The sequence below is a fragment of the Rhodococcus sp. NPDC060086 genome, from assembly GCF_042730275.1.
Classification (GTDB): Bacteria; Actinomycetota; Actinomycetes; order Mycobacteriales; family Mycobacteriaceae; genus Rhodococcus.
The window spans coordinates 62,623-83,060 of the sequence record NZ_JBHWWZ010000006.1; the positions used below are offsets into that span (position 1 = coordinate 62,623).

Genomic DNA, 20,438 nt, shown 5'->3' on the forward strand with positions numbered 1-20,438 from the left:
GGTGAAACATGCGACGCGAACACCAATCCGACTCATCATCACCGCGACACTCGCCGCCGTCATCTCGGCGTGCGCACCGACAGCGACTCCACCACCCCCGCCGGAGCCCGATCGCTTCGCCGCACTCGAATCCGACGCAAGAATCATGTCGCACCGCTGGACCGCACCAGACGGAATCGACCTCGACTCACCAGAAATACAAGTGGCCCGAGGCTATGTCGAAAGTGAAAACAACTACGACCGCACCGCCGATCCTGCCACTCTCTATCCCGGCTACAAGAACGTCGCCCACGCGTACAAGTCACCACCTACACCCCGAACCGGCACGATCAACCACCATATCCTCCAAGTCGAGCCCACCACCCATCTGGGACGACCCGCCACCGAAATCCACGTCTGCAGCGTCCACATGCAGACCGCCAAGCCCACTACAACAGGCTGGACCCGCCTGGAGACATCCTTCGACACATCGCTTCGAATACAACAAACCGATTCGGCAGCAGGCACCGCAGTCGCTCTCGACTACGAGGATCGACTGCCGTACCCCACCTGGAACGCCTTTGACGGCTGGGAAGTCGAACGCTTCACCGACAAACGGATGGTCGAGGACGCCCCGTGGCGCATATGCACATCGCGTATGCCGGGATACAACCGCGACACCCCTAGAACAGAGCAGCTCGCCGCAGCTCCCATCGTCGAACCGTTCTACCCCGGCTGGCCCACACTCGTCGGCGACGATGAATAGGAGCGAGGACACATCCGGAATGGCTCGCGCGGTGAAGCATTCGAGCCAACTTCCCATCCGACTCCTCGCCACCGCGACACTCGCCGCCGTCATCTCGGCGTGCGCACCGGCAGCGGCTCCACCGCCGGAGCCCGACCGTTTCGCCGCACTCGAATCCGACGCACAAGTCATGTCGCACCGCTGGACCGCACCAGACGGCATCGACCTCGACTCACCAGAACTACAAGTGGCCCGCGGCTACATCGAGAGCGAAAACAACTACGACCGCACCGCCGACCCAGACACCCTCTACCCAGGCTTTAACGACGTCGATCATGTCCAGAAATCACCACCGACACCACGAATCGGCACTATCGACCACCACATCCTTCAAATAGAATCCACTAGCCACTTAGGCCGACCCGCCACAGAAATTCACGTCTGCGACGTCTACATGCGAACCGCCATGCCGACCGCCACCGCCTGGATACGCATGGAAACGCGTTTCTCCTCATCCCTCCGGATCCAGCAGACTGATCAGGCGACTGAAACTCACCCTATTCTCGACTACGAGCATCGCCTGCCGTATCCCACCTGGAACATCTTCGACGGCTGGGAAGTCGAACGATTCACAGACAAACGGATAGGCGAGAGCGATCCGTGGCGCATCTGCAGAACAAGGATGCCGGGATACAACCGCGACACCCCTATAACAGAGCAACTCGCCGCAGCTCCCGTCGTCGAACCGTTCTATCCCGGGTGGCCTACTGTCGTCGACGATGGCGAGTAGAAGCATGATCACCTCCGGAACGACTCCCGCAGAAACTCTTTCGACCCACACGTATGTCCGGATTCTCGCTACCGCAACGCTCGCCGCCGGCATCTCGGCGTGCGCACCGGCAGCGACTCCACCACCCACGCCTGAGCCCGACCGCTTCGCCGCACTCGAATCCGACGCGAAGATCATGTCGCACCGCTGGACCGCACCAGACGGCACCGACTTCGGCTCACCGGAAGTGCAGGTGGCCCGCGGATATATCGAGAGCGAGAACAACTACGACCGCACCGCCAACACCGACACCCTCTACCCCGGATACAACGACGTCGCCCAGGTCCAAAAGTCACCACCCACAACACGAACCGGCACAATCGACCACCACATCCTTCAAATAGAATCCACTAGCCACCTAGGCCGACCTGCCACCGAAATCCATGTCTGTGATGTCTATATGCAGACCGCCATGCCCACCGATACTGGCTGGACACGTCTGGAGCGGCGGCTCGCCGTCTCCCTTCGGATACAGGCTGAGGACGTCCGCGGACCGCTGCCCACCCTCGATCATGAGCATCGACTGCCATATCCCACCTGGAACATCTTCGACGGATGGGAAGTCGAACGCTTCACCGACAAGCGAATGGACGATGACGCCCCCTGGCGCATCTGCGCATCAGGCATGCCCGGATACAACCGAGACACCCCATTAACGGAACAGCTCACCGCAGCTCCCGTCGTCGAACCGTTCTACCCCGGCTGGCCGATCCTCGTCGGCGACGATGAATAAGAGCGCGGACACATCCGAAATGGCCCGCGCGGTGGAGCATTCGAGCCGACTTCCCATCCGACTCCTCACCACCGCGACACTCGCCGCCGTCATCTCAGCGTGCTCACCGGCCGCGACTCCACCACCCCCGCCGGAGCCCGATCGCTTCGCCGCACTCGAATCCGACGCAAGGATCATGTCGCACCGCTGGACCGCACCAGACGGAATCGACCTCGACTCACCAGAACTACAAGTGGCACCCGTGGCGCGTGTGTATGTCCCAGTACTCGCGGGGTGTCGACCGCCGAACATCCACGCGGCGGTCAGGGAACCGGGGTGGCCGCGAGGTCATTTCCGAGCCCGACCACGGCGCAGTTGTCTGCGGGGGCCGCGCCGGCGAAGCGGTCGGTGAAGAACTGCGCCGCCTGCGCCTGGAACGGCAGGAACGCCTCGCTGTGTGAAAGGCGGTCGTACTGCGCATAGGTGACGGCAACACCACGCTCGCAGTAGTCGTGCGCCAACCCTTCGACGTCGCCGGTGATCATCACCGAATCACCCGTACCGTCGACGTCTCCGACCGCCAACAGCATCGGCACCCGCGGAGTACCCGCCGTACCCATGATGTTGTCGTTGATGGCGCGGATGACGCCGGGGATCTCGAGCAGCGACGTGTAGGGGGCTCGGAGCATCTCGGTGTCGGTCAGCCCCGGGTAGTGGGAGGCGAACGCATTGATGCACTGGGAGCTGACCGTGTCCACGATCTGCCGCCCGTGAGGGTTGAGGAAGGCGGCGGTGTCGAGACCGTACGTGCGCTGGTAGGCGACGATCAGCGCCGGGATGACACCGGCCCAGTCCGTGCTGCCGCGGACGTAGGGCAGATTGTGAGCCAGGTTCACGGGCAGGCCACCCGCCGCAGCGCCGACGATGTTCAGTTCGGGTGCGTACGCCGGCGCGACCTCCGCACCCCACTGAGTGGGCACCGAGCCGCCGGAGTAGCCGGCCAACCCCACCGGTGTCGACGCGGGAAGTCCCAGCACCGACTCCGCGGCACGAACCCCGTCCAGCGCTGCGTAGGCCGACTGGCGTCCGATGGTCCACTCGAGGTCGGGGCCCTCGTAGTCCGGAACGACGACGGTGAATCCCGAAGCCAGGTAGCCGGTGATCACGCCCTGCTCGAACGTGCCCGCCTGACTGTAGGTGCCGTTCCCGGTGAGCGTGTACGACGGATCGCATTCGGAGCCGAGCGCGTCGTACGCCATGTGATACGAGATCATTTTGGCCGGGCCGGGTACGAACGGACGCAGGATGGTCGCGACCGTCGTGGTCGGGCGGTCGAACTGGTCGGTGGTCCGGTACAGCACCTGTGTGCTCGTGATGGGTGTGGCCTGATCGTGGAATCCGAAGGGCATCGTCCGGGTGTTCAGCACCGCGCCCGGTGCGACGTCGTCGAGGGGGCCGTCCCACGTGTAGAAGGGGTCGGCCGACGGCAACGGAACCACCATCGGGGCCGTGGGCTGTGCGGTCGCGGTACCCACACCCACTACCGTTCCGGCGCAGAGTAGGAACGCGGCGAATGCGGCTGCGGCGAACGGTCGTATCGGCTTGGCGGAGAAGCTGACTGGGTGCATGGCGAGAAGCCTGTCTCGGACACGACTCCCGCCCGGGGATCGGGTGGAGTGCCGTCCATCGTCGGGAGAGGTGACGAAGGACCGGGCCGGGTGCTGCCCCGACGTGCGGACAAATTCCCAGCCCGAGACTCCGCTAAGCAATGATGCGATGCGGAACAAGATCACCGATGCTCATTGGCGGAAGCAGCCGCACACCGAGCATGATCGCGTCGCAAGCCGATGCGTGACGGTGATCAGCGTGCCGTCGGATCCCAGAAGCCGTGGAGCCCGGCCGGTACGCGAATAGGCAGCTCGATCGTGGCCAGGGGCCCGTCTGCCGGGCTGTCCGCGTCGAGCAGATAGAAGCGTGAGTGCATGTCGTCGGGATCGGTGCCGATTGCGCCCCAGTAGTCGTGGTGCGGGCCGGGAATGTAGATCGGTTCACCGATCGCGACAGACGGAGTCCAGCACACCTCGGTTCCGGATTCGAGATCGTGAAACCAGAGACTGTCGAGGTCGCCCCGATCGGTGTCGGATTTGCCCACGGTCGCGACCCGGCGGTGGTCGAGGGTGAGCAGCCGATCGTCGACCCGGGGGAATTCGAGGTTTGCACGAGCGCTGACAGATGTGCGGCCGAAGGCGCCGGTGGCGGGATTACATTGCGCTCGTATCAGTCCAGAGGTGCTGGGGGACGTAATGTCGGCGAATCCGTTCGGGTAGGTCCATTCGACGTAGTCGACCGTGACGGTGCCGTCGGGATTGTCGAATGCGTTGGCGAAATGCCACACCCAGAACGCGTCGGTGTCGATCCATCGGACCGTCCCGCCGTCGCGGGGGATGAACGCTATACGGGTGCCGTTATCGGGACGCCAGGACAGCAGCGACCCACCGGTCATCGCTGCGGCGAGGTCGAAGATCAAGGGGCATATGAACAGGACGACGTAGCGTTCGGTGAGCGCCATGTCGTGGATCATCACCGGCTCGTCGAGCCCGTCTACCGCCGTCGGTTCACGCACGGCCTGCCCTTCTACGCCCACCACCGACCAGGTGAGATACGGCGCTTCGAGGGCGTAGTTGAACAACACCATCTCCCCCGTATGCGGGTCGACCTTCGGGTGGGCCGTGCTTCCCACGCGCATTGCGCCGGAGCAGTCCTCCTCGCCCAGTGTGCGCAGATCGGCCGGGTCGAGGCGGTACGGCTTGTCCCCTTCGGCCATGGCCATGAGACGGCCCGCATGGTGAACGATGTTGATGTCGGGTAGCTGACGGACGGTACCTGCCAGGTCGTCGCCGACGACCTCGGCCGGCGGCGTGTACCCGTCGGTGATCCCCGACCACAGGGCGCGTCCCGCTGCCTCCTCCGCCACGACCATGGGTGTGCGGACGAACCGGTTGCTGTAGGACGCGTGCCCGTGGTCGAAGCTGATGCGGTGCACCATGCCATCGCCGTCGAGTGGGTAGACGAACGAGCCGATCGGGTCGAATCGAGGGTTCGGGCCGTTGCGCAGATAGCTGCCGCTGAGATCCGACGGCAGTTCACCGGTGACGTGGAGATCATCGACGTCGACTTCGGAGCGTTGAGGTGCGTAGACACCGGTCAGAAAGGGGTGGTCGGCGAGTGATACCGGAGCGGGGCTGTGGGGGTCGCTGATTGCGGTCATAGCTTCGTCCTTGCGGAAGTGGGCTGATTTTCGAAATGTTGCCTTCGGTCGAGTGTCGTGGCAATAAGACGAGTGTGCGCCTCACCGGCGGTTCATTACCTCTGGTTGACGGCAGAGATTTCATTGCCATCGATCCGACCGAATGACGAAATCGCTCCGAGTGACTGCATATGGATTCCCTACCGTTGGGACGATTCGACGGAATCAGGAGGTAGGAGCGACCTTCCGAAGCCAGTGTTCCCGGTTGTCGTCGAGTATCCACTCGACGACGTCTCCGTCGGGGCGAGATATCCCGCCACCGTGAGGTGCACTCCCCCGTACGCGTCGGCGACGCGACTCCAGTCGGGCATCACCCAGCGTCCGTCGCGACCGGTGGTCTGGTACCAGTCATGACGTTTCTGCGCCGTCACCTCGAGCGGGTATCGACGGCACAGATCAGCCCAGGCGTCGACGCCGTCGATCTCGAACACCTCGATGGCCGCGGGCACCACTCCGTCGAGGTGGAGAACGCGCTCGCCGGTCATCCCGACGTCCTCGACGTGGCAATCGTCAGCCGGCTCGACGAGACGTTCGGTGGGACGATCGTCGCCGTCGTCACCCCGACCGAGGGGCGCGCGGCGTGCTGATCTGGCTCCTGTCGAAGCCCGACGACTGACGCACCCGATCGGAGTCGATAGCCGGGCAATCTCCGAAAGAAGGTCGCGACGCCATCCGCTCCGCACTGTGCGAGCTCGCCGACCTCGGCTACCTCGTGCGCGAGAAGTTCCAGAACGAGCTCGGCCAGTGGATGACAGTGCAGACGATCTACGAAGAGCCGGTCGTCGCGTGCCCGGGGCCTGATAAACCGACCCGCGGCGACGCGGACGACGGCGAGCCAGGCGCTCTTACAAGTACTGATATACCAAGGACTGAAACCAACCGCACGTCACGGGCTTTGAACGTTCCTCTCAGCCCGGACATCGCAGGACTCGCGGCAGCATGTAGCCATGCTGGATTGACAGCAACTTTCGCGTATCTCAAACCGGAGGCGGCAGCCGCGATCCACGAACTGATCGAAACTCATGGAGTGTCGAAGTTGGCCGCGACGGCGAAGTCGGTGCATCGCGCCAGCGACCCAATGCGGTTCGCGCAGGCGTGGATCCCGCTCTGGCAGGGCCTCGCTGCACCCCGGATCCCGCCGGACAAGTGCGGGAAGTGCGACGAGTACGGGTGGTTGCCTGATGACGACCACGGGCGGGCTGTGAGGTGCAGCTGTCGCGTACCCGTCGCCGCGTAGCCGTTCGAACGGCGCATTCGAGCGCTCAGACCTCGCCGTTGAGGGTCAGCACGACCAGCGGCATGGGCCGATCTATCTTGGACTGGAAATCCGCCAGCAGAGGATTGTTGGCCAGGACCCACGTCGCGAACTCGTCGTAATCCGCACCCTCGAGCACCTCGCCGGTCGCCCGGTAGGTCTTGTCCCGGAGCTCGACAGTGACCTGCGGATTCGCCTTGATGTTGTACCACCAGGCCGGGTACTTGTCTTCGATGAACGAGCTCACGTACAAGGTGTCGTCGCGGTACAGAGGCCCCAGCGGAGTCGTGTGCTGTTCGCCGCTCTTGGCTCCCGTGGTGGTGAGGAGGATGAGGTCGCCGCCCGCGTACGCGCCGCCCACCGTGCCCGAGTTCTCCCGGAACTCCTTGATCACATCGTCGTTCCAGTTGGCGATGCTGCCCTGCTCGTCCCAGGCCTGGTTCCACGGCGCGTCCGGGTCGTTATAGTCGGTGATGTCGGTCTGCTCTTGCTGTTCGGCGGTCGAGTGGTTTCGCTCATGACTCGAGTGTGTCGCGGATGTAGGAGAGTTACGGTCCTAAATTTCGCTGCGGTATCGACACGTGCCCGCTCTCGGTCGACAACACCGCTGCGATCACAGCTCGGGTGAGGTCGCCGGCAACCGCCCACCGGACCAGACCACTTCGCTCCACTGCGCGTTCAGCGCGCCATCCGTGCAGCGATGGCTTCGGTGTCGATTACCGACCACACTTGGGCGATCTTCTTGTCACGGAACCGGTAGAAGACGTGCTCGGCGAAGGAGATCGGTGTTCCGATCGGTTCGAAGCCCAGGAAAGTCCGCCGCGGGGTGCACCGGAACTTCAGCCGACTGGCCACGAGGTCATCCTGGATCACCACCATTTCGGCGACGCATTCCAGATCAGGTAGTGCCGCGATGTCTGCCTCCAACATTTCGCGGTATCCGCTGAGCCCCATCGGCTTGCCGTTGCGTGTCGCGTCGTCGGACACGAACTCACCAAGAGACTCCCATCGCCGCTCGTTGAGGCATTCGAGGTAGCGGTGATAGATCTCGGCCAGTGAATGCGTACTCATAGGTTCCCTTCTCAGGTTCAGTTGCGCGGCAGCGCACCTATAGGGTCCGGAGGTGGAGGCGAAGTGCAGGGTGCAGGAGTGTCCATCGTTGGGCTGAGCCCTATCTCCTCTTTCGGGTGGGGTTGCTGTGAACCAGTGCGCTCAACTCATGCTGACACGCAGAACATCAGCGCACCACACACCGCTTTACGATGCCGCAGGTATGTCACGATGTGACTGATCGCCGAAAGATCCTCTACGTCGACCTCGACAACACCCTGGTTCACTCGTATGCTTCGGCGACGCCACTCCAGTCCGGCATCACCCAGCGTCCGTCTCGACCGGTGGTCTGGTACCAGTCGTGACGTTTCTGCGCCGTCATCTCGAGCGGGTATCGACGGCACAGATCAGCCCAGGCGTCGGCGCCGTCGATCTCGAACACCTCAATGGACGCGGGCACTGGCATACGCCGAGCGAAGGCCTGCTTCCAGCCCATACTGTCTTCGACGAACAGGACGCCCGACGGCAATCCATCGTCGAGCGACCGCACCGAACAGCGCGCCTCCCACGGAAAGGACCACCACTCACCCGAGTAGTTCGCCTTCGGGTCTCGCGGGCGATCACGTTCGGCTTTGGCTTCCTGCTCGACGACGCGGTCGCGCCACTTCGCCAAGCGCTCGGTGAGCGGCGCTTGTTCGCGGGGCTCCTGCGGCGTGGTTTCAGCAGTGTCGGCCCAGCCCACCAACCATTGGTCGTCGCGAGCGACCTCGGTCGACCACCAGTCGACGTGAGCAGACTGTGCGATGTGGTCGGCGACGCGTCGCAATTCTCGTCGCATGGGAGCTGTGGCGGCGAGGACATCCTCACCGTCGGGTTCCTGCCAGTAGCGGGCCATGTCCACCGCCATCCCGAGCGCCGACCGCAAGGCAGCTTCGGTCGCCTCGGGAAGCGGCACCGTCGCGAGCCGGCGGGCGACCTCGTCCGGTGAGATCTTGGGCAGCGGTTCGCCGGCGCCGGGTCCGAAGAGGACACCCGGGTTGGGGTCCAGGGCGTGTGCGGCGTAGAAGATGACGGAGCTGAAAGAGCTTTCGGTGTAGTTCTCTTGGACGGCGCTGTCGGCTGCCCGCGCAAATTCCAACAACAACCTGCGGCCACGGGGGCCTGTCAACAATGCGTCTGCCGTACTCGCCGAGGAATTCCACACCGTCATGGATCCAGTAGATCATCTGCCTCCGACTACAAGCAGGCCGAAAGGACTCGACAGGTCTACGAGATCCTCGAGGTGATCGCCGCTCCCTGCCGCCGCGAGAATGCTCGGATCCGGTAGCACCCACCAATCGAGATCGGTGTAGCTGGCTCGCTGCCTGCAGCATTCGTCCGAGCTGATCCTGACCATGGCGTGGCGGATGGGCTTCCAGTACTTCGATCTGGATGCTGCGTCGGCGTTGTCGTTCCTGATGGTCGTGGCGTTGCTGGCCGTCGGCCTCTGGCAGCGGAAAGTGCTCTCCGGAAAGGACGAACGATGAACGCCGCTCTACGGGCCGGCAGGTGGATCTTCCTCGCCGGTGCGCTGCTCGTCTCCCTCTTTCCCTTCTACTGGATGATCCGCACCTCGGTTGCAGACCACGACCAGGTGTTCGGCTCCGGGTTCTCCCTGCTTCCCGACACCCTCACGTTCGACGGTTACGCGCGCGCCTGGAACGATGCGTCCCTGGGCAATGCCATGCTGGTCGGCCTGGCCGTCACCTTCGGCATTCTCGCTCTGCAACTGCTCACCTGCATCCCCGCCGCATATGTGCTGACGATGCACCGATAGCGGTGGACAGGCCGAGTGTTCGGTTTCGTCATGCTCTGCCTGCTCATTCCGGCACAGGTGACGATGATTCCGCTGTTCATCGGCCTCAATCAGGTCGGGCTCGGTGACACCCTGGCCGCATTGATACTGCCGTTCGCGACATCGGTGCTCGGCACCTTCATGATCCGCAATCAGATGATGTCCATTCCGGATGCGCTGTTCGAGGCGTGCGAGATGGACGGTCTCGGACCGATCCGCACCATGGTCAGCGTTGTCACACCGATTGCGTTGCCCGGCATCGCAGCCTTCAGCGGGTGCTCGATCTTCGTTCACTGGAACGACTACATGTGGCCCCTTCTCGTGGCACGGAGCCCCGAGATCCAGACTCCCCCACTGGCGCTGGCAATATTTCAGGATGCCGGAACCGGATTCGACTATCCGGCGCTCGCGGCAGGTGCTGCGATCGTCACCGTACCCATCGTCGCCGTATTCCTCTTCGCCCAGAAGCATTTCGTCCGGGGCATGAGCGGCACCGAAATCACCGGCTGAATTCCCCCTCACTACAGGAGCAACAGACGCATGCGTTCTCACACACGTGTCCTCGTCGGCACCACCGCCACCGTACTCACCTTCGGCCTCGCCGCATGCGGCGGCGCAGGCACCACCACGAACCAACCCGCGGACGGAGCGTCGGTGGCCGCCGCCGTCGATGTCGCCCAGTGCACCACTGAAGGAACCGTCATCGATGTCGCGTTCAACTCGGTGGCAACCGAATCCATGGCTGCCGCCGTGCAGGCGATGGAAGCGAAATACCCGGGCCTGACGTTCGACGCGGAGCCGGCAGCATCCACGTCGTACGACGACCTCACCCAGCAGATCGTCGCGGACATCGCCGTCGGCAACCGCCCCGACGTCATCATGACCGGACTCGGACAGATGCAGTTCTGGGTCGATACCTACAACCCCGTCCCCTTCGACTCCTCGGTTCTGGCCGACACCTACCAGAAGCAGTTCCTCGGCGCCGGTACCGCCCGCGACGGTGTCACCTACGTGGCGCCCGCGCAGATCTCCGCACCGGTCATGGTCGTCAACCAGGACTTGCTCGACGAAGCCGACGCGGGGACCGGCGAAGACATCAAGACCTACGACGATCTTCTGCGCGTCGCGGAGAAGGTCACCGCTCACACCGGGTCGCCCTCCGTCTCTATCGCACCCACGGGCCTACCCGAATGGTTTGCGCAAGGACTCATTCAGGCTTCCGGCGGCACATTTGTCGATTCCGACGGCGCAGCAGCATTCGGTGACGCTGCCGGTATCGACGCACTGCGCATCTCGTCCGACCTCGGCAGCAACGGATGGGAGGCCGGCATCCCCGACGCCACCCAGGCCAAGGACATCTTCACCTCGGGCACCTTGCCCATCTCGATGGTCACCACCTCCAACATCGCTGCGATCAGCCAAGGTATCGGCGACAAGTTCGACTGGATGCCCATCAAACTGCCGACCGTCGACGGCGATCAGAGCCGCGCCCTGCCCGCGGGCGGCAACGGCTACATGGTCCTCTCGGAGGATCCGTGCCGCGCAGCGTTCGGCAACGAACTCATCGGTCAGATCCTCACACCGGAGAGTGTGCTGCAGGCGTCGGGCACCCAGCGCAGCTACATTCCCGTGGACACCACTGCTCGCGACGAACTGCTGGCGACCGATCAGGCAACCCCGCAGATGACCTTCGCGTGGACCTTCGACAACGAACTCACCCAGTGGGGCGGGTTCCCGGGCGCACACACCGCCGAGATCTACGACATCATCGAAGTGATGAACCAGCAGCTCCAGACCGGCGCCGACGCCGACACCACCGTTCTGGACGCAGTCGAGTCCATCAACGCAATCGTCGGAGCCGTGGCGTGACCGCCGTCCAGATCTCGGGTGTCACCAAGACTTTCGGCGACGTCACGGCACTCGCAGACATCGACCTCGACGTCGAGTCCGGTGAGAACATCGCCATCCTCGGACCGTCCGGTTCCGGCAAATCCACTCTCTTGCGGATCATCGCCGGCCTCGAAGCGGTCGACACCGGTGAGATCCGGTTCGGAGGTGAACCGCAGAACGGGATCCCACCCGAGAAACGTGATGTGGCAATTGTTTTCCAGAGCTACGCCCTCTATCCGCATCTGAGCAGTCGCGAGAACATCACGTTGGGCCTGCGGCACGGAAAGAAACTCAGCCGCGCGGAAGCAGACTCCCGCGCCACCGACATCGCCACCCGCATGCAGGTCGAGCACCTCCTCGATCGCAAACCTCGGCAGATGTCCGGTGGACAACGTCAGCGCATCGCCCTGGCCAGAGCACTCGCCCGGCGCAGCAACATCGTGTTGCTCGACGAACCGCTCTCCGGCCTCGACGCCCAGCTTCACGCCTCCCTCCGCGTGGAGATCGCGGGACTGTTGCAGTCGGTAGGCGCCACCGGCATCAACGTCACCCACGACCAGGCCGACGCGATGGCAATGGCGTCCCGTATCGCCGTCATCAACAAGGGGCGCATCGAACAACTCGGCACCCCCGACGAGCTGTACCGACAGCCGAAGACCCTCTTCGTGGCAGGTTTCGTGGGAACACCTCCGATGAACCGGTTTCCGGTCGACGCAGATACCCACACGTCGCGGTTCGGTACCCACACCGGCAGCGACGACAGCGTCACACTCGGTGTGCGGCCCGAACGGTTCTACTTGGGCGAAGGTGCGCTCCACTCGTCCGAGATCTGGAGGGTCGAGGGCAGGGTCGTGCTCATCGAACCGACCGGACGCGAACGGATCGTGCACGTGCAGTGCGGAGACTCGGTCGAGTCCTTCGCCATCCTGGTGAGCAGTGAGAACGTGCCCTCGATCGGTGAGCATGTGACCGCATGGTGCGAGCGCAGTCACGTTCACGTGTACTCGAACCTCACCGAACAGCGGCTCGGCAACGCACAAGAGTGCGGCATCGGCCTTCACGAACCGGCGCTCATTGCGGGTTGAGTCCCGACCGCCGAGTACTCGCTGTTACTGACGGCGCCGTGGGTGTGCGGGTTCGTCGTCCGCGCACACCCACGGCTTCCTGCCCAACCCTTGACCTCGAGCTCGCTCGAGGTTCTACCGTCACCTACATGACAACTACTCCAGACCCCCACGACCTCGAGCAGATCCACGCGATCGTCCGCGACGTGCAGGAGGGCTTCAACACCAACGACGCATCACTGATGAACGCCCATCTCGCCGACGACGCGATCGTCGTGAATGCGCGAGGTGCGGTGCTCTCCGGGCGCGCCGCCATCCAGAAGGTCTCGGAGGACGCACTCGCCGCCGGCTACCTGAACGACTCGACGGCCTACTACGAACTGAGCGACGTCTCAGCCCCCTCCCCCGACGTCATCACCGCCCGGAAGAATGCGTGGTCGACGAAGCAGGACGCCGACGACGGCAATCCGCCGGAGATGAACGCCCTGTACGTCTTCGTGAAGAGGGATGGTCGCTGGCTCATCTGGAGGCGGCAGAACACCATCGTGTCTGGTTAGGCCTGAAGGCGCGTACAGCGAGAGCTGCCACTGTCGACAGCTAATACACGAATGGCTCCCGTAATCTCCTGCACCCACGCGATTTTCGCCCAAGGTATTGCGTTCGCTGTACGAACGGTGCCAAGATTCCAAGATCGCCGCCACTCCGAGCGGCGTCACAAGTGAAGAAGGCCCGCCAGGAGTTGCCGCTCCCGACGGGCCGGTTGTCCGACTGACTGGAGTCGAACGTGGCCAAGAATACCTTGGCTGGTGGGGTGCGTCGTGGACCGCGCCTGGCCAGCAATTTTTCGATACTGAGTAATGCCGTCATCACAGACGACCGCCTCTCCTTCCGTGCGCGCGGCGTCTTGATCTGGCTCCTGTCGAAGCCAGACGATTGGCGCACCCGATCGGACTCGATCGCCGCGCAGTCGCCGAAGGAAGGCCGCGACGCCATCCGCTCCGCGCTGCGCGAGCTCGCCGAACTCGGCTACCTCGTACGTGAAAGGTTTCAGAACGAGCTCGGCCAGTGGTGCACCGTTCAGACCATCTACGAAGAGCCTGTCATCAACCCGGGGCCTGAAAAACCGACCGGCGGCGACGCGGACGACGGTGAGCCAGGCGCTCTTATAAATACTGATATACCAAGGACTGAAACCAACCGCCCGTCAAGGGCTTTGAACGTGCCTCTCAGCCCCGACATCGCCGGCCTTGCTGCGGCGTGTCGGCATGCTGGATTGACTGCAGCTTTCGCATATCTCAAACCCGACGCGGCTGCGGCGATCGACGAGTTGATCGCGGTGCATGGTGTTGCGCCGCTCGTTGCGGCGGCGCGATCGGTGCACCGATCTACAGATCCCATGCGATTCGCACAGGCCTGGATACCGCTCTGGCAGGGGTTGGCGGCGCCGCGGTCGGTGCCGGACAAGTGCGGGAGGTGCGACGAGTACGGGTGGCTGCCCGACGATGAGCGTGGAAGAGCAGTGAAGTGTGCATGTCGGACGGTGATGGTGGCGTGACCGAGCCTTGGCTCGGCCTGCCACCACCATGAGATTCAGTAGACCTCACACTAGTTTTCTGAGGTCATTGCGTGTTATCGCCTCGGACCATTGACTGTCGCGAGCTGCGATCGCATCGCACATGCCCTGATGAACCTGCCACCCCGCCGGATCGACGTTCAGGACCAGGCCCGCGAAGGCCAGGGTGCGGTGGTACGGCAGCGTCAGTGCATTGATGAGTGTCTCCGTGGCGGCTCATTCGGCTGACGTCTGCGGGAAACGGTGACGGGCCCGATTCGCAGGTCGCGCCTACCCGTCGCACTCAGTCCCACCCAGTGGCCAACGCCTCGAAGAGAACGGCGAGGTCCTAGTACACGCGGTCTGCGATCCTGTCGACGATCTCGGTTTGTGTGCTGTGAGGAGTACCGCCGTGCCCGCTGCCGCACGCTCGGTGAGTAGCTGCGCGACACTATCGGACCAGCCCTTCGTCGAGGTGGGCGCGCGGTTCGTCGGCGAGCAGTAGGTCGACGTCGACCATCAGCACGCAGGCAATTCCCACTCGGTGGCGCAGCATCCCCAGACAGCGACGCGGGCGCGTGATGCCGGACATCGGCCAGAGACCCAGACAATCGAGCGACGCCACAGCTCGCCTCACCTAACCACCTCCGGTTGCTCGCCGAGCGCGAAGAGGGCGTTGTCGAGCACACTCCGCCACGGCAGTAGTCGAGGTTCCTCGAACATCATGCTGACCCGTTCGGCACATAGCGAGAACGGTCCTCGCTCACCGGGATCAGTCCCGCCACGGCCCGCAGCAACGTGGACTTACTGCTTCCGAATTCTCCTCGTATCGACACGATTTCACCGCCATGTGCGTCGAGGTCGAATACCGTCGCTGCGTGAGCTGCCGTCCGGCCGCAGCACCGTGTCCCGCATCGTCAACAGCGGTACATCGGGCGTCATCGGCAGGTTCTCCGCGGTACCTTTAGAACAGCGGTGCCGATCTGTGATGCAGCCAGTCTTCAAGACATGAGCGTCTTGAGGCTCGCACCACCCGGGCCGACTATCAAGGCCCCACCGCTCGAATGAGATGATCTACGGGAAGTGCCGGGGTTGCACACAGATGACTAGTGAGACGGAGCAGCGACTTGACCAAATCCAGTCCTGTGAGCGCCATCGACCTCTTCTGCGGGGCCGGTGGACTCGCTTGCGGGTTACAACAGGCCGGTGTGAAGGTCGTCGCGGGGATCGACGTCGACCCCGACTGCCAGTTTCCGTTTTCAACCAACAACTCTGCTGAATTTCATCTGAGGGACATACGAACGGTTACCGGAAATGAGCTCAAAGAAATGTGGGGACCCGACGATTCACTGAAACTCTTGGCAGGCTGCGCACCGTGCCAGCCATTTTCGAAACTACGTCAGTCCGGTAAAAATTCTAAAGACGACAAGTGGAATCTCTTGCGAGAATTCGGCAGACTCGTCGACGAGGCTGAACCTCAAATCGTCACCATGGAAAATGTTCCAGGATTGGCGCGCACAGATATATTTGTCGATTTTCTGGCCAAGTTGATATCAAACGGTTATCTGGTTGATCATCGCATTGTCTTTCTTCCCGACTATGGACTTCCGCAACATCGGAAACGACTAGTTCTTATTGCTTCACGGGCTGGCACGATCAATGTGCCCACCGGAACTCATGACTCTAATCAATATGCCACAGTAAAGGATACTATTGGTTCCATCGAGCCCCTAATACATGGCGAGCAGAGCTTAACAGACCCCATGCACAGAGCACAGTCACTGAGCGAAAGGAACATGCTGCGGATTCGTTGCTCCACCCCTGGCGGCACATGGAGAGAGTGGCCCGTCGAACTCCAGCTTGCCTGCCACAAGAAGGAGTCCGGGAAATACTATTCCAGCGTTTATGGGCGCATGGATTGGAACTCCCCGAGCCCTACTATCACGACCCAATTCTACAACTATGGAACAGGGAGGTTTGGCCACCCAGAACAGGACCGAGCCATCTCTCTACGAGAAGGATCGATGCTTCAGGGATTCCCACTTAACTACCGATTTTATCCGGATGGAGAGCGAGTCGCAATCGACAAAATTGGTCGACTAATCGGAAACGCAGTCCCACCCGTCCTCGGAAAAGTGATCGGCCAGGCCATTATGGCTGCATAATGGAACCTAAGTACCCCGAATTACTTATGTAATCTTCGAAATGATCGACCACAACATCCATATATTCAGCCGCAAGTGTAAATATTTCTCTTAGATCAGTCGCCGAACTATCCTGTCCAACTTCCGAGAAGGCTCGGTTTCCGTGGGCCAGATCATTACGAACCATGACAAGCGACTCAAGCAATGTCCTATTGTTTACCACTTTCCGCTTAACCCTCGTCTTCAGGGGAGGTAGCAACGCGAACTCGATACCCACATTTCGGAGGGATCTCTCAACGTTTGAATCCGTGCAATTACCGGACGGCGCCGCAAATACAAACTCCGGAATAACTGAACTGCTAGCATCATTAAGCAGGTCTCGGGCGAAATCCGCCGCCTTCTCACGCGACGCGGGCATAATTCTATTTCCATACCGTGACACGAGGTACAGGTCGAATATTTCCTGCTTCAAGTCCCTGATTGATGTTGCCGTGTCTCTAACTGCGGACGACAGGTCCTTAAGGCAAACCGACATGGTGGACTCAATCATATTGTAAATCATTACATAGCACGAAGCTCTCAATATTCGGAGGGTTTCACCTCTCGGTGCATCACCACTTGAAACAGAATTTCCCCCTTCGACTTCCTCTAGGTAAGAGACAAGGTTTTCAACCTCCTCCCGCCTTTCCTCAAATACGTCTCGTGCTGCGCTCACGACTTCGACTCCAGTAACCCATCCCGAATATACGAAATTCTCTGAACCAACCGCGCTCTCACGTTCGCCCCATCCGCACGGACTATCGCAGCGAACTCGCTACTTTCAATTAGCTTCCTGAACTCCTCAACATCGACCCGAAGATTCGGATCCCGCTCAAGGGCCTGCTTAGTTCCCAGGGCAATAGCCTCGTATCTCGTCTTCGGGGTTGCCGTACCCTTCTGATTTTTCTTGAATCCGTACGGTGAATTCTCGGAAATAAATTCCATCGTTCGAGTGAATTCACGCTTCATCATTTCCGCAATATCAGGATTCTGATCGATCTCGACACTCTTCCTTTTCGCGTATCCAAACAAGTAGTCTGCTACACGATCACGATATTCTTCGAGCCCTCCAGACAGGGCAAAAAATCTCGTTACCAACTCTTCTCGAGTCCTAGAATTCTCCTGCATCTGCGACATAGGGGTCAGCGTCATGAAAGTCGGTGATTCGGCAAGTTCTGTAACGAGATCGGCAAACGGTCCAGGCAGGGCGCCGCGTCTTATCTCGGCTGGGTTCGCACTCTTACTCCCCGTGTTGATCCGATCAAATAGCTCCGCCCTGGCTTGATCGTCAGCCTGCTCATCCAACACAACACCACGAATTGTTCGATTCTTGAATTTTCGCCGACGGGAGTCCTTCAAGTCATCAAATTGGAATCCACTCACCTTGGTGAGCGTCTCTAGCTCGCCAAGACGGAGATTACCATCAATGAACTCCAGGATAGTTCTTATCCTTTGCGACCCATCTACAATTTCTAGACGCCCATCTTCATCATTTTCCCAGAAGAAGAGGAAGGGGATTGGCAGGCCCATTAGCAATGATTCAATGAATCGGTGCTTGCGATCTTCCTCCCACACGTATTCTCTCTGATAGTCGGGGATATAGAAGTCATCAGATCGCAGCTTATCGGCCAAATACTCGACAGTATATTCTACGGTGTTGTAGCCAATCTTCCGTGACTCTTCCACAATCTGAGCTTCCGCAGCATCAGCGTCATTCGCCGAAGGTCGCGGCTGTTCTCTGACGACCTTCTGACCCCTCTGAACCACCGTGTCACCCTTCCAGTCCCGCAACAATGCAAGTTCAGTCACTATATGGGGTGCGGACTCAAACCCACTCACGCATACCGACGCAGGGTTCCGGATAGGCCACCGTGTAACCCTGCGACCTCGGGATATACGAGGGATGGAACAGATACATGCAAGTCACGCAGGTGCAGGCAACGCTGTGTGCCGCTCCAGCCCGGCCATGAGGACGTGGACATCCGATGCCGATCCGGACGCCGGTCGATGCTTCCCTCAATGGACAGCATGTCAAGCAAACGGCAGACAGGAACCCTTGAGTATTTCCCCCGAGCTTCACACCCCACCGTTACCGGTGACCCATGTCGGTGCAGGGACAGGCCGATTGGCACTGGCCTGGGTATCTGCTCCGGTTGAAGTCTGAGCAGGTAGTCCGAGGCGGGTTCTAGTCATCGTTGCAACACCCGGGGTGGTTCAGAAGCTAGCAGTACGCCGAACAGTGTTGCCGGGGTGCGGTCTTGGAGACCCCGGCGTCGTCGGTGGACGAGTTCGTTCTCGACGACCAGCAAATGCTCTCGTGAGTGCACACTCAAGTCGGTGCCCTTCGGGAAATAGTCCCGCAGCACTCCGTTCAGGTTCTCGTTCGAACCCCGCTGCCACGGGGAGCGTGCATCGCAGAAATACACCGGCACACCCAATGCTGCGGTCACCTCGCTGTGGCGCGCCATCTCGGTGCCCTGGTCCCAGGTGATCGACCGCAGCAACTCCGGTGGCAGGCCCTGCAACCGCTCGGTCAACGCTCGACGCACACTTACCCCGTCGCGCCGCGGCAGGTGCAACGAGCGGACCGTGCGAGTGCGTCGTTCGACCAGGGTGCCGATCACTCTTCCGCCGCCTCGAGGACCTTCGGTAGGTATCGGGTCGCACAGGTGTGACGTGCCTGAGCGACGCCGAACTCCCGCTCGCACTTGCAGTGCACTACCTCTGTCAGCGCATAATCGATCCCTGGCGTCGCGTCGGGAATCAGCTCGAATGCCCGTTGTCGTGCTGCCGCCCGGAAACGCACCGCGCCGGACCACCCTCCGTCAGGAAGTGGACTGTAGATGCCGTCACGGATCGACTCGGTGAGGTCCTCACCCCACCGCGGATACACCTCCACCGGATCGATCGATAGATTGCTGCTGATGACTACCAGGCGCGCCCTGTCGAGGTGTCCCGTCCACGGTTCTGGTACCTGATGCTCATTGAGCGGTAGGGTTCTGCACAGACACAGCGTCCGAGCACGGTAGTCTTCGCCCGCCTTACATCGCTCGAGAATGTCGTAGTGGATAATCGAGGCCAACAGACTGTCGTTGAGGTTCAACGCTTCCCCTTGTACGTATGGCGTTGTACGTATGGCGAACTGACAGTTGGTGTGTGCGCAAGCACCGCACCAGCCCGCGACGCGGCTCAGCGGTTTCATCACTCCGCGTCACAGTATCGGCATACACCGTTCCCGGACGGCACCGCATCTCCTAGAGCTCCCCTCAATTGCCCGTATGTCGTCAGCCATCCCTCGGCTTCGTGATTACAGGCATCGGCCTCTTCCGAGTCTCCGTCGGCAGTGGCCTCGTCGGCACTGACTCGCCATTCGAGCTCTTGCTCCTTAGAAATGCGCAAATATCCGAGGATGGCATTGCGGTCGTGTCCACAGATGTGGGCAACACGGCGTGCATCGAGCGCGGCGGTCCCGTCCTCGTCGAGATGGAGCAACGTCTGCACGGCGCGCGGCAACGGTTCGCCCTCCGTTTCCTCGGCAATTTCGCCGACTCCAGCTTTCTCCTCGTGGTAGTTCGCCCGGTACCTTCTCTGGACTCGTGCACTGACTGTCCAGACTCTTGAGGAAAGCCTGCAAATTTTCGACCGCGTCGTCGAGGTGTCTGGGCACAAACGGGTACGCCGGAATCAAGGAGCACCGACAGGTGCTCTCCGTCGTCAACGAATCTGAGGCAAGCGGTCTTGACGACCATTTCCAAACGCGTCTGCCGAAATTCCGAGAGCCCGAATGGTCGCGCGACTTCCGCTGCTACCAATGCGACGCGTGGGTGCTGGAGCTGACGAGTGCATGCACAGCACGCAGGTCGAGATCGAACGCCCAGGAATGAGTGCCAACCGGCTCCCGTCCCGTGATCCGCTCAATCGAGCCAAATATCAACTGGCCTTGTTGATCCCGGTCAGATGTGAATACTGCAGTATTCAGCTCCCGTTCAGTGGTCGACGAGTAGCGGCCGCCACCGAGAGTAACGGTCGGGGGCATGA

The 20,438-nt window shown here is 61.5% G+C and carries 23 protein-coding genes and 1 pseudogene; 13 read left to right on the plus strand and 11 right to left on the minus strand.

Translation table 11 applies throughout. The features are described from left to right. The first annotated feature begins 1 nt into the window (after window position 1). Genes ACFWB0_RS05975 through ACFWB0_RS05985 form a run of 3 tightly spaced genes read left to right on the plus strand, consistent with a single transcriptional unit; the run spans window position 2 to window position 2,286 of the window. Complete coding sequence (locus ACFWB0_RS05975) at window positions 2-745, plus strand: hypothetical protein (RefSeq protein ID WP_378489519.1); 744 nt, start codon at window positions 2-4, stop codon at window positions 743-745. A 19-nt stretch (window positions 746-764) separates the two neighbouring features. Beyond that, window positions 765-1,514 (plus strand): hypothetical protein, encoded by a 750-nt coding sequence (locus ACFWB0_RS05980; protein WP_378489520.1) that lies wholly within the window; start codon window positions 765-767, stop codon window positions 1,512-1,514. Beyond that, window positions 1,504-2,286, plus strand: coding sequence for a hypothetical protein (locus ACFWB0_RS05985; protein WP_378489521.1), 783 nt, complete (start codon window positions 1,504-1,506; stop codon window positions 2,284-2,286). The genes ACFWB0_RS05980 and ACFWB0_RS05985 overlap by 11 nt, the downstream gene beginning before the upstream one ends. 302 nt (window positions 2,287-2,588) lie before the next feature. Here ACFWB0_RS05985 and ACFWB0_RS05990 read toward each other — a convergent pair whose 3' ends face one another. Continuing rightward, on the minus strand, window positions 2,589-3,893 hold the full coding sequence (locus ACFWB0_RS05990) for a lipase family protein (protein ID WP_378489522.1): 1,305 nt from the start codon (window positions 3,891-3,893) through the stop codon (window positions 2,589-2,591). Window positions 3,894-4,126: 233 nt separating this feature from the next. Further along, entirely contained in the window at window positions 4,127-5,533 is a 1,407-nt protein-coding gene (locus tag ACFWB0_RS05995; RefSeq protein ID WP_378489523.1) for a carotenoid oxygenase family protein, read from the minus strand. A 389-nt stretch (window positions 5,534-5,922) separates the two neighbouring features. Here ACFWB0_RS05995 and ACFWB0_RS06000 point away from each other — a divergent pair, with 389 nt between their 5' ends. Then, the gene (locus tag ACFWB0_RS06000; protein ID WP_378489524.1) at window positions 5,923-6,159 is read left to right on the plus strand and encodes a hypothetical protein; all 237 of its coding nucleotides are present in this window, start codon (window positions 5,923-5,925) and stop codon (window positions 6,157-6,159) included. Beyond that, window positions 6,144-6,809, plus strand: a pseudogene (locus tag ACFWB0_RS06005) (replication protein); the annotation flags it as partial. The gene ACFWB0_RS06000 and the pseudogene ACFWB0_RS06005, both read left to right, overlap by 16 nt. Window positions 6,810-6,834: 25 nt before the next feature. Here the strand turns inward: ACFWB0_RS06005 and ACFWB0_RS06010 are convergent. The 3 genes from ACFWB0_RS06010 to ACFWB0_RS06020 all read right to left on the minus strand — a co-directional run bounded on the left by ACFWB0_RS06010 (window position 6,835) and on the right by ACFWB0_RS06020 (window position 9,087). After that, the gene (locus tag ACFWB0_RS06010; RefSeq protein ID WP_378489525.1) at window positions 6,835-7,221 is read right to left on the minus strand and encodes a nitroreductase/quinone reductase family protein; all 387 of its coding nucleotides are present in this window, start codon (window positions 7,219-7,221) and stop codon (window positions 6,835-6,837) included. A gap of 284 nt (window positions 7,222-7,505) precedes the next feature. Next, window positions 7,506-7,898: an ester cyclase gene (locus tag ACFWB0_RS06015; protein ID WP_378489526.1), complete on the minus strand. Its 393-nt coding sequence runs from the start codon at window positions 7,896-7,898 to the stop codon at window positions 7,506-7,508. Between the two features lie 262 nt (window positions 7,899-8,160). Continuing rightward, window positions 8,161-9,087 carry a hypothetical protein gene (locus ACFWB0_RS06020; protein ID WP_378489527.1) on the minus strand — a complete coding sequence of 309 codons (927 nt, stop codon included), beginning with the start codon at window positions 9,085-9,087 and terminating at the stop codon, window positions 8,161-8,163. Between the two features lie 184 nt (window positions 9,088-9,271). Here ACFWB0_RS06020 and ACFWB0_RS06025 point away from each other — a divergent pair, with 184 nt between their 5' ends. The 7 genes from ACFWB0_RS06025 (at window position 9,272) to ACFWB0_RS06055 (ending at window position 14,220) form a co-directional block, all read left to right on the plus strand. After that, window positions 9,272-9,403, plus strand: a complete 132-nt coding sequence (locus ACFWB0_RS06025; RefSeq protein ID WP_378489528.1) for a hypothetical protein — start codon at window positions 9,272-9,274, stop codon at window positions 9,401-9,403. After that, window positions 9,400-9,693, plus strand: coding sequence for a hypothetical protein (locus tag ACFWB0_RS06030; RefSeq protein WP_378489529.1), 294 nt, complete (start codon window positions 9,400-9,402; stop codon window positions 9,691-9,693). Before ACFWB0_RS06025 ends, ACFWB0_RS06030 begins: the two co-directional genes overlap by 4 nt. Before the next feature lie 15 nt (window positions 9,694-9,708). Then, entirely contained in the window at window positions 9,709-10,221 is a 513-nt protein-coding gene (locus ACFWB0_RS06035; protein ID WP_378489530.1) for a carbohydrate ABC transporter permease, read from the plus strand. A gap of 30 nt (window positions 10,222-10,251) precedes the next feature. Beyond that, window positions 10,252-11,580, plus strand: coding sequence for an ABC transporter substrate-binding protein (locus ACFWB0_RS06040; protein WP_378489531.1), 1,329 nt, complete (start codon window positions 10,252-10,254; stop codon window positions 11,578-11,580). Beyond that, a complete protein-coding gene (locus ACFWB0_RS06045; RefSeq protein WP_378489532.1) occupies window positions 11,577-12,686 on the plus strand; it encodes an ABC transporter ATP-binding protein in 1,110 nt (369 codons plus the stop codon). The genes ACFWB0_RS06040 and ACFWB0_RS06045 overlap by 4 nt, the downstream gene beginning before the upstream one ends. Before the next feature lie 128 nt (window positions 12,687-12,814). Continuing rightward, the gene (locus ACFWB0_RS06050; RefSeq protein ID WP_378489533.1) at window positions 12,815-13,222 is read left to right on the plus strand and encodes a YybH family protein; all 408 of its coding nucleotides are present in this window, start codon (window positions 12,815-12,817) and stop codon (window positions 13,220-13,222) included. Window positions 13,223-13,449: 227 nt separating this feature from the next. Continuing rightward, window positions 13,450-14,220, plus strand: a complete 771-nt coding sequence (locus ACFWB0_RS06055) for a helix-turn-helix domain-containing protein (RefSeq protein ID WP_378489534.1) — start codon at window positions 13,450-13,452, stop codon at window positions 14,218-14,220. Window positions 14,221-14,668: 448 nt separating this feature from the next. Here ACFWB0_RS06055 and ACFWB0_RS06060 read toward each other — a convergent pair whose 3' ends face one another. Further along, entirely contained in the window at window positions 14,669-14,854 is a 186-nt protein-coding gene (locus ACFWB0_RS06060; protein ID WP_378489535.1) for a hypothetical protein, read from the minus strand. Window positions 14,855-15,344: 490 nt separating this feature from the next. Between ACFWB0_RS06060 and ACFWB0_RS06065 the strand changes: the two genes are divergently transcribed. Continuing rightward, entirely contained in the window at window positions 15,345-16,382 is a 1,038-nt protein-coding gene (locus ACFWB0_RS06065; protein ID WP_378489536.1) for a DNA cytosine methyltransferase, read from the plus strand. On the opposite strand, the gene ACFWB0_RS06070 is transcribed toward ACFWB0_RS06065, so the two are convergent. The 5 genes from ACFWB0_RS06070 to ACFWB0_RS06090 form a co-directional block, all read right to left on the minus strand. Then, window positions 16,369-17,076, minus strand: a complete 708-nt coding sequence (locus tag ACFWB0_RS06070; protein WP_378489537.1) for an MAE_28990/MAE_18760 family HEPN-like nuclease — start codon at window positions 17,074-17,076, stop codon at window positions 16,369-16,371. The two genes, ACFWB0_RS06065 and ACFWB0_RS06070, sit on opposite strands and share 14 nt — an antisense overlap. Further along, complete coding sequence (locus ACFWB0_RS06075) at window positions 17,073-18,209, minus strand: DUF262 domain-containing protein (RefSeq protein ID WP_378489538.1); 1,137 nt, start codon at window positions 18,207-18,209, stop codon at window positions 17,073-17,075. Before ACFWB0_RS06075 ends, ACFWB0_RS06070 begins: the two co-directional genes overlap by 4 nt. 380 nt (window positions 18,210-18,589) lie before the next feature. Next, window positions 18,590-19,024: an IS30 family transposase gene (locus tag ACFWB0_RS06080; RefSeq protein ID WP_378489539.1), complete on the minus strand. Its 435-nt coding sequence runs from the start codon at window positions 19,022-19,024 to the stop codon at window positions 18,590-18,592. Continuing rightward, on the minus strand, window positions 19,021-19,605 hold the full coding sequence (locus ACFWB0_RS06085) for a hypothetical protein (protein WP_378489540.1): 585 nt from the start codon (window positions 19,603-19,605) through the stop codon (window positions 19,021-19,023). Before ACFWB0_RS06085 ends, ACFWB0_RS06080 begins: the two co-directional genes overlap by 4 nt. Then, window positions 19,602-19,913 carry a hypothetical protein gene (locus ACFWB0_RS06090; RefSeq protein WP_378489541.1) on the minus strand — a complete coding sequence of 104 codons (312 nt, stop codon included), beginning with the start codon at window positions 19,911-19,913 and terminating at the stop codon, window positions 19,602-19,604. Before ACFWB0_RS06090 ends, ACFWB0_RS06085 begins: the two co-directional genes overlap by 4 nt. Window positions 19,914-20,438 lie beyond the last annotated feature (525 nt).